General features: G+C 56.3%; 12 protein-coding genes. 4 read left to right on the forward strand and 8 right to left on the reverse strand.

The features are described 5' to 3' along the window. The first annotated feature begins 8 nt into the window (after nucleotides 1-8). The 4 genes from ACESLM_RS10970 to ACESLM_RS10985 all read left to right on the forward strand — a co-directional run bounded on the left by ACESLM_RS10970 (nucleotide 9) and on the right by ACESLM_RS10985 (nucleotide 3,118). A complete protein-coding gene (locus tag ACESLM_RS10970) occupies nucleotides 9-785 on the forward strand; it encodes a DUF817 domain-containing protein (RefSeq protein WP_372631620.1) in 777 nt (258 codons plus the stop codon). 176 nt (nucleotides 786-961) lie between these two features. After that, nucleotides 962-1,372, forward strand: coding sequence for a hypothetical protein (locus tag ACESLM_RS10975; RefSeq protein ID WP_372631621.1), 411 nt, complete (start codon nucleotides 962-964; stop codon nucleotides 1,370-1,372). A gap of 64 nt (nucleotides 1,373-1,436) precedes the next feature. Then, entirely contained in the window at nucleotides 1,437-1,964 is a 528-nt protein-coding gene (locus tag ACESLM_RS10980) for an RNA polymerase sigma factor (RefSeq protein ID WP_372631622.1), read from the forward strand. After that, nucleotides 1,961-3,118, forward strand: coding sequence for a hypothetical protein (locus ACESLM_RS10985; protein WP_372631623.1), 1,158 nt, complete (start codon nucleotides 1,961-1,963; stop codon nucleotides 3,116-3,118). Before ACESLM_RS10980 ends, ACESLM_RS10985 begins: the two co-directional genes overlap by 4 nt. A gap of 216 nt (nucleotides 3,119-3,334) precedes the next feature. On the opposite strand, the gene ptsP is transcribed toward ACESLM_RS10985, so the two are convergent. The 8 genes from ptsP to ACESLM_RS11025 all read right to left on the reverse strand — a co-directional run bounded on the left by ptsP (nucleotide 3,335) and on the right by ACESLM_RS11025 (nucleotide 10,656). Further along, nucleotides 3,335-5,098, reverse strand: a complete 1,764-nt coding sequence (ptsP, locus tag ACESLM_RS10990; protein ID WP_372631625.1) for a phosphoenolpyruvate--protein phosphotransferase — start codon at nucleotides 5,096-5,098, stop codon at nucleotides 3,335-3,337. 1 nt (nucleotide 5,099) lies between these two features. Continuing rightward, nucleotides 5,100-5,360, reverse strand: a complete 261-nt coding sequence (locus ACESLM_RS10995; protein WP_372631627.1) for an HPr family phosphocarrier protein — start codon at nucleotides 5,358-5,360, stop codon at nucleotides 5,100-5,102. Nucleotides 5,361-5,386: 26 nt separating this feature from the next. Beyond that, complete coding sequence (gene nagE, locus ACESLM_RS11000; RefSeq protein WP_372631628.1) at nucleotides 5,387-6,844, reverse strand: N-acetylglucosamine-specific PTS transporter subunit IIBC; 1,458 nt, start codon at nucleotides 6,842-6,844, stop codon at nucleotides 5,387-5,389. 18 nt (nucleotides 6,845-6,862) lie between these two features. Further along, on the reverse strand, nucleotides 6,863-7,369 hold the full coding sequence (locus ACESLM_RS11005) for a PTS sugar transporter subunit IIA (protein ID WP_372631629.1): 507 nt from the start codon (nucleotides 7,367-7,369) through the stop codon (nucleotides 6,863-6,865). Nucleotides 7,370-7,412: 43 nt separating this feature from the next. Next, entirely contained in the window at nucleotides 7,413-8,273 is an 861-nt protein-coding gene (locus ACESLM_RS11010) for a BglG family transcription antiterminator (RefSeq protein ID WP_372631630.1), read from the reverse strand. Nucleotides 8,274-8,582: 309 nt separating this feature from the next. Then, nucleotides 8,583-9,308 (reverse strand): hypothetical protein, encoded by a 726-nt coding sequence (locus tag ACESLM_RS11015; protein ID WP_372631632.1) that lies wholly within the window; start codon nucleotides 9,306-9,308, stop codon nucleotides 8,583-8,585. Nucleotides 9,309-9,417: 109 nt separating this feature from the next. Next, nucleotides 9,418-10,059: an RNA polymerase sigma factor gene (locus ACESLM_RS11020; protein WP_372631633.1), complete on the reverse strand. Its 642-nt coding sequence runs from the start codon at nucleotides 10,057-10,059 to the stop codon at nucleotides 9,418-9,420. Between the two features lie 186 nt (nucleotides 10,060-10,245). Beyond that, a complete protein-coding gene (locus ACESLM_RS11025) occupies nucleotides 10,246-10,656 on the reverse strand; it encodes a LysR family transcriptional regulator substrate-binding protein (protein WP_372631635.1) in 411 nt (136 codons plus the stop codon). Nucleotides 10,657-10,773: the final 117 nt, after the last annotated feature.

Raw genomic sequence — 10,773 nt, forward strand, 5'->3', positions numbered from 1 at the left:
AGGCTGAATTGAAACCTCTCGTTCAACTGCTGCATTTCGGATACCATCAGGCGATGAGCTGCATTTTCCCGGTGGCGATCTTCGGAACTCTAGCTCTGTCTAACGTAGTGCAAGTGCCGTTCATCCCTCGTTACGACGCCATTCTGCTTGTCTTGCTCGGCGTGCAATACCTCATGTACCGAAGCGGATTGGAGACGCTCGACGAAATCAAAGTGATCTGCTTGTTCCACCTGATCGGCTTGGCGCTCGAGTTGTATAAGGTCAATATGGGGTCGTGGTCGTACCCCGAGCCGGCGTATATGAAGCTGTTCGGCGTCCCGCTCTACAGCGGCTTTATGTATGCCAGCGTGGCAAGCTTCATGTGTCAGGTGTGGCGGAGACTGCGGATGGACATGACGGGCTGGCCCGGATTTCTGCCTTCGATGCTGCTGGGCGGAGCCATCTACCTGAACTTTTTCACTCATCATTTTATTGCCGATTTTCGTTGGTGGCTGACGGGCCTCGTGCTTATCGTGTTCTGGAAAACGCGGATCATCTACCGGGTGCGGAGCACCACCTATAGAATGCCCTTAACGCTTGCTTTTATCCTTGTGGGTTTCTTCATCTGGCTGGCCGAAAATATCTCCACGTTCTTCAACGCCTGGAAGTACCCTGACCAGCACCAAGCTTGGCGGCTGGTCAGCTTCAGCAAGATCAGTTCGTGGTTCCTTCTGGTTATCATCAGCGTCATCATCGTCGCCCAGCTTAAGTACGTTAAGGCGAATCGAACAGCTAACCGATCGTAACGAGCGAATGAGGTTAGCAGCGCGCGTACGGTTAAGCCCGTCAGTCGGGCGAGCTCCCCGACCTTCCAATGCATGAACGCCTGCCTAAATCCGCAACATGGTTGATAGCCAATAGGGGTGCCACATCCTTCCATTTTCATGTATAATAATGTTATTTTCTGTCGATTCATAGGGGATTGACGAAGCTTCAAGTCCCCGCGGAAAGCGTCAAGGCCTCGGCGGAAACCGCCGTTCCTGCGAGCGGAACGACCGTTCTCGATCTCAAGAAGAAGTACGGCTCCGATCTGGACAAGGCGTTAATGCCCTTGTACAACGTACCCCGGGACAAAGTATTCGAGTTCAAGTTCAACAGCGACGTATGGGGCGAGCCGGACGTCATCACCGTCCATACGGATATTAAAGCGGAAGAGAAGAGCCGGATTCTGACCTCCGTCTTTCCCAAGGACTTTCAAGAAAACGCGAACACGCTCGAGGTTAAGCCGAACGGCGGCGTGTTTAATTTTCCGAACAATAGATTGCGAGAGAGGCGCTCCCCGTACGGGGCTGGCAGGCGAACAAGCTTGCCTCCGTATGGGGAGTTTTTTTAAAATGAACCGGCTCCCCGGTTGCGACAATATGTAAGTGAATGGCCATTCAGGAGGGAGAAGGGACTTGGACATCGATGAGTTGATCGAGCTCGTGAAACTGCATGGGAAGTCAATTTACGGTTTTTGCTGCAAGCTGACAGGAAACAGAGCGGATGCGGACGATTTGTATCAGGAAACTTTTCTGAAGGCCGTGGAGCTGCGGTTCAAGATGGACCCGTCCCGCAATCCGAAAGCTTATCTCATATCGATTGCCGTTCTGCTGCACAAAAATCATCGACGCAAGCTTGCGTGGAGGCAAAGAATCGCACCTACGGCCGAGCTTGGCGAAGCGGCGGATCGGTTGTTAGTGCCCCTCGCAAGCGAAGCAACGCCGGAAGATGCGGTGCTGTCGCTTGAGCTGCGCGCCATGATTCGGGAAGCCGCTCACCGGCTGAACGATAAGCTGAAGCTTCCCCTCTACATGTACTATACAGCCGACATGACGATCGAGGAGATTGCTTCAACGCTGAGAATTCCGCCTGGAACCGTGAAGAGCAGGCTGCATAAGGCTCGCGAGAACATGAGAAAGGTATTGGAGGTGGATCCCCTATGAGGGACGCGGATTGGGATCGACTGCTCAGACAATCTTTGGCCGATGCGGCAGAACCCGGCGAAGAGTTGAATGAAAGCCTCATCCGTCAATTAAAGGAGCGTAATGAAATGAAGCCTAAATATAAGAAGAGATTATCCGTAGGGCTGTTAGCTGCCGTATTGTTGCTGGTCCTGTCCGTATCGGCCTATGCGGCAAACCAGTTGTTCAGCTCCAAGCAGGTCGCGGAGCGATTGGGAGACCGGATGCTGGCCGAAGCGTTCGAAAGCAAGGATGCGGTTCAGATCAATCAATCAAAGGCGTCCGGGGACTATCGTTTTACGCTGCACGGCCTCGTCTCGGGAGCAAGTCTTAGCGAGTTCCGCCAGTCTTCGGAGGAGCTCTACCCCGACAGGACGTATGCGGTCGTATCTATTGCCAGACAGGACGGCAAGCCGATGCCGAATACCGCCGATGACGAATACGGGCTGGATCCGTTCTTCGTATCCCCGTTGATTAAAGGCCAGAAGCCGTGGCAGGTTAACATCTTCACGATGAACGGCGGATATGGCGAGACCGTTATCGACGGCGTAACTTACAGGATGATCGAGTGCGATCAGGTGGAAATCTTTGCGGATAGGGGCGTGTACTTGGCGATTGCCAGCGGCACCGCGTTCTTCAGCAACAAGGCGTTCGGATATGACGAAGCGACCGGCGAAGTCTATGCCAAGGAAGACTATTCGGGAGCTTCGCTGCTGTTCGATCTTCCTCTCGACGCGGCCAAAGCGGACCCTGTCAAGGCCGAGGCTTATCTGGACGCCTTGTTGAATCCATCGTCTCCGCCGGAGTCGGAGGACAACGAACGCTCCGCCAATACGGTAGAAGACGAAGGGATAGCCCGGATCCAGGACGTACGAGCCAAAATGCGCGCCGGCGAGAGAATCGGGGAGACGATTCCGGAATCCATCCGAGAAATGACCTCCGACGATTCGGGAAAACTCAAGTATGCCTATGACGGCTGGAGCCCAACGATCTCACCGGACGAATATTTCACCGAAGATCAGGTCGGATTCTCCGAGAGATTCTCCATCAGCGGGAAAGACGACGTCTACAAGGCGCTGCTGTTCCACAAGGACGAGAACGGCGTAATTACCGGCAGAATCGTTATTCTGGATTAGCCCGTCAACCGCAGATCCGGCTTGTGCGACAACACCTCCGGACGGAGCCGGCATTATCGGGCGAAAAATGCCCCTATACGATTGGCAAGCGGACATGCTTGCTTTCGTATGGGGGCATTCTTTACAGTCACCCCCAACTAAGGGATTCCCCAAATGTCGTGCGTCTTCTCTGCGCAAAAAAACGCCGCCCCCCAAAGGGACGGCGTTGATCGCCTGTCACACGATCTCGCGCAGATCCGGAACCTCACGGAGCACGAGCTCTTTCACTTCCGCCGCGTCGTCCGCGTCGAAAACGGCAGTCGCAAGGTCGCGCAGCCGGTCCTGGTGCAGTCGCGCCAGCAGCCAGCGCGCGCGGCTCACCGCTCCGGCGCTCATGCTGAACTCGTCGAGCCCCATGCCGAGCAGGAGGGGGAGCGCAAGCGGGTGCCCGGCCATCTCGCCGCACATGCCGACCCATTTCCCGTGTTCGTGAGCCGCGCGAATGACCCGATCGACGAGCCGCAATACGGCGGGATGGAACGGGTCGGACAACGCCGATAGCTTCGGGTTCATCCGATCCGCCGCCATCGCGTACTGCACGAGATCGTTCGTACCAATGCTGAAGAAGTCGACCTCGCGCGCGAAACGGTCGGCCATCATCGCCGCCGCCGGAATTTCGATCATGATGCCGGTTTCCATCTCCGGATTGAACGGGATGTCCTGCCCCGACAGCTCCCGCTTCGCTTCCTCCAGCAACGCCTTCGCCGCGCGCCATTCCCGCAGCGTCGCAATCATCGGAAACATCGCTTTCACATTGCCATACGCGCTGGCTCGCAGAATGGCGCGAAGCTGCGTCTTGAACATCTCCGGACGGTCCAGGCTAATCCGAATCGCCCGATAGCCAAGGAACGGATTGTCCTCCTTCTCGAGCTCAAGCAGCGGCAGTTCCTTGTCGCCGCCGATATCCATCGTGCGGATAACGACGGGCGCGTCCGCGCCGAACGTCTCGGCGACTTCCCGATACGCTTCGTACTGCTCGTCTTCGGAAGGCAGCGCGTCCCGCCCCATGAACAGGAATTCGGTACGGAACAACCCGACGCCCTCCGCACCCTTGCGTTTCGCTCCCTTGGCATCCGCCGCGGAACCGATGTTGGCGACCAGCTCGACTCGCACGCCTTCGGCGCTGACGGACGGACGATCGCGGTACGCCTCATAAGCCGCTTGTCTTCCGCTGTCGGCTTCGCGCCGGGCTTCGTATTCGGCCAGAACGGCCGCGTCCGGATCGACAAGGACGACTCCGTTCCCTCCGTCCACGACGACGAGTTGCCCGTCCCTGATGGTCATTATTTCGGCGCCGATGCCCACGACCGCCGGAAATCCGCCCGAGCGGGCAATGATGGCCGAATGGGACGTCGCGCCACCGACGGCTGTAGCGAAGCCGGCGACGGCGGACGCGTTCAGCCCGGCCGTCTCCGAAGGCGTCAAATCCTCGGCAATCAGAATCATCCGCCCTTCAGAAGAAGCGCCTTCGTCTGCCCCATCTTTCGCGCCGACAGACTGCTCGCCGCGCAGCAACCGGACGAGCCGGCGGCCAACATCGAGCACGTCCGCAGATCGCTCGCGCAAATACGGGTCGTCCAACGCTCCCAGCACTTCCGCCACCTCCTGCGCCGTTTCGCGAATCGCGGAAGCCGCCTCATACGATTCGGCGACGATTTTCTCGCGGGCGACGCCAACCAGCTCTTCGTCTTCGAGCAGGAACGCATGCGCTTCGAAAATTTCGGCTTCGTGCGTCTTGCCTTCACCGAGCAGCTTAGCGCGAATCGCTTCCAGCTCTGTCGCCGCCGACGCGACGGCCGCATCGAATCGAGAGGCCTCTGCTTCCGCCTGCGCCGGATCGATCTTGCGAATCTCGGACGATTCCGTCTCCGCGCGAAGCACCTTCGCGTACCCGATCGCAATGCCGGAAGAGGCCGGCGTTCCGTTTAACCTCGCGCCCATATCAGTGGCTTTCTTGCGAGACGAGCACCGCTCCGATCGCGTCGATCGCCGCTTCGGCCCCGTCTCCTTCCGCGACGACCGAGACGCTGTCGCCCTGCTTCGCGCCGGCCGACAACACCTTCACCAAGCTCTTCGCGCTAAATCGGTTGCCGGCCTTCTCCAGAAACACGTCTCCTGCGAAAGCTTTTGCCGCCTCGACGATTTTGCGCGCCGGGCGCGCGTGAATGCCCGTCGGATTTTCCACCGTGAACGTTTTTTGCATAGCTATCGTGCCTCCCCCGAATAAGTTCAAATTCTGTCCTTGATCTGATCCTTGAGCCGCTCGGATTGCGTTCCGAAGATCGCCTGCACCGCGCCCTTGCCAAGCCGGATGACGCCGGATGCCCCGAGCCTCTTCAGCTCGGCGTCGTCGACCGCCGCATCGTCCTTCACAACGAGCCGCAGCCGGGTAATGCAAGCATCGATCGTCTCGATGTTGTCCGAACCGCCGAGCGCCGCAAGCACCTGACCGGGCTTGTCATCGCTGGCGAGAGAGCCCTTCTTATCTTCCGACGCTTGGCCGTCGATCACTAGCTCTCCGTCTTCCCGTCCTGGCGTCTTCAGGTTAAACGCGGAGATGATGATCCTGAACAACACGTAGTAGACCAGCGCGAACCCGGCGCCAATCGGAAGAATGAGCAACGGCTTCGTCGCCAGCGGATAGTTGATGGCGTAATCCAGGAACCCGGCAGAGAAACCGAAGCCGTGCTTGATTTCGAGCGTAGCCATCAACCAGCCGGAGACGCCGGCCAAGATCGCATGGACGACGTACAGGACCGGCGCGACGAACATGAACGCGAACTCCAGCGGCTCGGTGATCCCGGTCAAGAACGAAGCGAATGCCGCTCCGACGAAGATCGAAGAGACGAGCTTGCGCTTCTCCGGCTTGGCCGAATGGATAATCGCGAACGCGGCGGCCGGCAGCGCAAACATCATCATCGGGAAGAACCCGGTCATGAACAGACCCGCCGATTTGTCGCCCGCAAAAAACCGGTGCAGGTCTCCGTACACAACCTTACCCGCTTCATCGGTGAAGCTGCCGATCTGGAACCAGGCGATCGAGTTGATGACATGGTGCAGGCCGAACGGAATGAGCAGCCGGTTGGCGGTCATGTAAATGAAGGCTCCGATGCCGCCCAGACCGACTACCCAGTTGCCGAATTCGTCCAGCGCGCTCTGCACCGGACCCCAGATCAAGCCGAACAGCAGGCCGATGATGACCATGGCGAACGAGGTGACGATCGGGACGAACCGTTTGCCGGCGAAAAATCCGAGCCAGTCCGGCAGCTTGATCTGATGGAACCGGTTGTACATGAAGGAAGCGACCAAGCCCGCCAAAATCCCTCCGAGCACGCCCATGTCCAGCTTCATGTCTTTGCCGACGATGCCTGCGAACGCGACCGGCACTTTCTCCAGCACGTTCAGTAGAACGAGATGCGCGATAACGGCCGCAAGCGTTGCCACGGCGTCGCCGACCATGCCGATGGCGATCCCGATCGCGAAGATGAGCGGCAAGTTGTCGAATATGGCCGAGCCGCCGGCAGCGAGAAACGGCGCAATATAATGGTTGAGCCATTCCCCGAACGAGCCCCAACCGAAATCTTTCACGTAATCGATATTGCCGAAGCGAAGCAGCAGCGCCGCGGCCGGCAGGGCGGCGACGGGCAGCATTAACGACTTCCCTATTTTTTGCAAGAACGCCAGCATAATCTTTCTCCTTCGCCTTTATTTGGCCGATTTGAGATGAACGGTCATAATCGCCGCGGCCTGCGCGATTGTGTCCCCGTAGACGCTGTCCACGCCTTCCGCGAGATCTTCGCTGGCGACGACGATCGGCGTCACGGCGGAGTAACCCGCTTCGCGAATGCGGTCCAGATCGACCTCGATCAGCGGCTGCCCTTGCTTCACGCTGTCACCGGTTTTGACCAGCGGCTTGAACCCTTCGCCCTTCATTTCCACCGTGTTGATACCGACGTGAATAAGCAATTCAAGTCCGGAGCCATGCTCCACGACCACGGCGTGCCCGGTATCGATCAGATGTCCGATCTTCCCGTCGAACGGAGCCATGACCACCCCCGACGTCGGCACGATAGCCGCGCCTGGTCCCATGAAGCCCTGAGAGAACGCCTCATCCGGCACTTCCGTCAGCGAAACGAGCATTCCCGTAAGCGGCGCGACGATCTCCACCGTCTTCGCCTTTGCCTTGTCATTGCCGAATAGTTTTCCCAACATCTCGTTTATCCGCCTCTCGCGTGTAATTTTCAATCGTGACCGCTTATTTCTCGTATGTCTGAACGAAACGGTTCAGCGCCAACGCCAAATATCCCGCTTCATCCTCGATATCTCCCGGGTACCCGAGCGCATCCGCTGCTTGGCGCATCGATTCCGAAGCAATGCCGTACTCGTTCGGATAGTTCTCGCGGATATGCGTCCTTAGCGGGTTATCGGGCCTGCGGTCTTCCGCCAGCGATTCGAACGCTTCGCGCAAATGGGCGACTAGCCTGAAGTAACTCCGACTATCTCTCGAAACGACGATACCGAGCCCTCTCTCAACCCGCTCCACCGTATCGTTAATGGCTGCCGCCAACATCGCCAGCCTGCCGACCGGCGTCGTCACGGCTGCGGAACGAACGTGCAGCGCCAGAAATCCCGTCTCGTCTTCCGGCACCTTGATCCGCAGCTTGTTCTCGATCATCTCCGCGGCGATGCCCGCGAGCTCGAACTCCAGCGGGAAACCTAGCTTCGTCTCGAGCAGGAACGGGTTGTCGATCGCCATTCCGTTGCGAAGCCGGTATACCGCGAATTGAATGTGATTCGGGAGCGCAAAGTACACTTTGGGGTGGACGGGCGTGCCCAATCTTTCCTTCATCATCTCGATGATCCGGTCCGACACTTCGATCACGTCGGGATCGAGCTCGTCGACGAGCGACTCGTACCGTTCCATCGGCTCTCCTTCCTCAAGCTTGTATCTCCGCTCGATCCGGGCGTCGTCTTTCCGGATGAACTCCGTACCCTTGCAGGCGAACCCGAGTCCCTTGCCGAACAGAACGTATTCTTTGGAGCTTACCGGATCGACGGTCAGAACGACATTGTTGCCGACGATCTTCTCCACTCGCATGCTGCCGATCGACGTCAATCCCATCCCTCCCTGTAAGGTTAGATTGCCCAGCTGAACGACGATCACCCCGATAGCAACGAAAAAAGCCGGGAAAAGGCGCCAACCCCCTTATAGGGTCAGAACCTATTCCCGGCTCATGCCTGCAATCGCAGTAACACGCCGATGTCTTAATCGAATTCAAATATATAAAAAGATAACGTTTTCGTCAATGGGTAACTTTTGACTTGCGCTTCGCTTGATCGTGCCGAATAACTGCAAGAAAAAGTAAAACCCCACCCAAAGGTTCCTGGGCCCGAGATGGGGTTTCACGTTATCCAGCCAGACTTCTTATTCTCCAATCAACCTGGATGCAATTTCCATCAGATGCTCCCGCGGCATTTTTTCGGCGGAGAGATCATCCAAACGATAATAGGCGTACTGATTCCCGCTGCCTTCGCCCCAAGCCACGCGCTGTACGGCACCGTCTCTACCCTGTAAGTAGAATGCTTCCTTTGCGGCAATTGTGACCTTTTCCATATCCAACTCATTCATCTCAGTCGTAAAAATGGCCCCATTCGGCACATTAAACCATGCGCTTAACGAAACTTTATTCCCCTGGTCATTTTGGTAGTTCGCGTAATATCCAACCGTTTCACCAAGCGGTATCGTCTGATAGCTGATCCCCTCCACGGTTTTCGGGTCCGTCCACTCTTTCTCGTCCTCTATTCCCCATTTCAGATCGTGCACGAGCGATCCCGATTGGAAAACAAAGCCGTTCCCGACTTCATTCAGAGGTGCGCGGCGGCCGACTTCTGCGGCATATTGCGAATAATCCGTATACTGCCGTTCGTTCGCAAGGCCGATATAGCGATTCTGAGCTTTCAAGTAAAACACAGCCGCTTCCCCTTCAGCTAACCTGCTCCGCAGAGCTGCCGTATCGACTTCGGCGATCGGCTCATCGCCCGGCATGAAGCTTCTATATTCCAAAGCGACCGACCCGTCCGGGGCAAATAGCTTCCAGGATTCCGCCGCATAACCGAAGCCGCATGCGAAGAGGACCGCTGCTACGATCAAGGAAACGCGTCCCGCTTTTATTCTCCCCGGCTTCTTATCCGATGGAATGACCAACTGCGGCTGCTCGATCCGGCTTTTATTGCGAATTTCAGTCATAATCCGTTCCGTTCTATCGATTCGGGGCAGTCGCTCTTTCAACAACGTCAGATTTGTGTGCCAATCTATAGGCCGACTCTTCCTCATCTTCTCCATCCTCCATATTCCCCCAGATTTTTTTTAGCTTGAATAGCGCTCGCTCTACTCTTTTGCGCAAGGCCGCGGGCGATTGGGGAAAAGTCTGTCCAATCTCTTCATAGGACTTCCCCTCCATTACTCTGAGCACAATCAGCGATCGTTCAGCAACCGTTAACCGCCGCAGTGCCCGCTCGCTTTGCGCCAGCACTTCCTTCCGTCTCGCCGCCGCATACCCTTCATCCGCATGATCCTGACCGAGCGGCTTGAGCAGTCTGGCTAACAATGCCGTCCTTTTCCGCTTCCGAAGCAGATTCAGGCAATGATGGTAAGCAATCTTATACAGCCATGCCGAGAAAGATTGACTGTATCTGTACAGCGACAGCTTCTCGTAAGCTTTAATCAGCACGTCCTGTACGGCGTCTTCCGCTTCCTCCCGCTGCATCAGGAGATGATAGCAATAAACGTACAAACGCTGCTGATATCTCCCAATCAGTTGCGCGTACAGCTCCACTTGCCCTTCCCCAACGGCACGGATCAGCATTTCGTCGGAAGCCTCGCACGTTCGCTCCTGAGTCATCGCTCTCCCTCCTTTTGATTTCGCCTATATAACACCCCAACCGGCCTTTTGTGACTGTTCGTTTTCATAAAACCAAAACAATCTACCCTCTGGAGCGAATCGTCGAAGCGCATGCCTATATCGAAACGGGACGCAAAAGAGGCGGAGTGGCCGTATCCGTGCCGCATTCCGACTCTCTTCTCGATTTTACTTGAAACGTTCCTGTACGCTGCTGATAAACCTTTTTCCGGCTTGACCCAGGAACTTGTCAGATCTGTACACGATACCGATATCCCGTTCAGGCGTTGGCTCAACCAAGCTTACGATATGATAGTATCGGTCATCCCAGGTTTGCAAAACCGTTCTGGGCAGAACGGTCCCGCCAATATTGTTTTTCACCAATCGCTTTAATGAGATCATCGCCGACGTTTCGATAACGGGTTTCAGATCAAAGCCCTGATCTTCACAATACGAATTGATCAACTTGCGGCAATGATGGTTATTCGGAAACAACACGAGACTCAGATCCTTTAATTCTTTCAAGTAGATGTGCGAGTGTGCCGACCATTCGCTGCTTCTCGATACGGCCACTGCAAACTCTTCCGTATATAAAGGCACATGGACTAGTATAACGTTCCACAAATAATGAAACTATTTTTGTGGCTATGGTATACTCTTGTTAGATGCCTTGAACGGAGAGATACCATGCCATTTGAATCGAGAAAAGATAAGCTG

The sequence above is a fragment of the Cohnella sp. genome, from assembly GCF_041641335.1.
Classification (GTDB): domain Bacteria; phylum Bacillota; class Bacilli; order Paenibacillales; family Paenibacillaceae; genus Cohnella.

Coding starts and splice junctions, on each gene's coding strand:
- nagE (WP_372631628.1), bottom strand. CDS start 6,844: ATGCTGGCGTTCTTGCAAAAAATAGGGAAGTCGTTAATGCTGCCCGTC.
- ptsP (WP_372631625.1), bottom strand. CDS start 5,098: ATGGGCGCGAGGTTAAACGGAACGCCGGCCTCTTCCGGCATTGCGATC.
- ACESLM_RS11020 (WP_372631633.1), bottom strand. CDS start 10,059: ATGACTCAGGAGCGAACGTGCGAGGCTTCCGACGAAATGCTGATCCGT.
- ACESLM_RS10985 (WP_372631623.1), top strand. CDS start 1,961: ATGAGGGACGCGGATTGGGATCGACTGCTCAGACAATCTTTGGCCGAT.
- ACESLM_RS11005 (WP_372631629.1), bottom strand. CDS start 7,369: ATGTTGGGAAAACTATTCGGCAATGACAAGGCAAAGGCGAAGACGGTG.
- ACESLM_RS10995 (WP_372631627.1), bottom strand. CDS start 5,360: ATGCAAAAAACGTTCACGGTGGAAAATCCGACGGGCATTCACGCGCGC.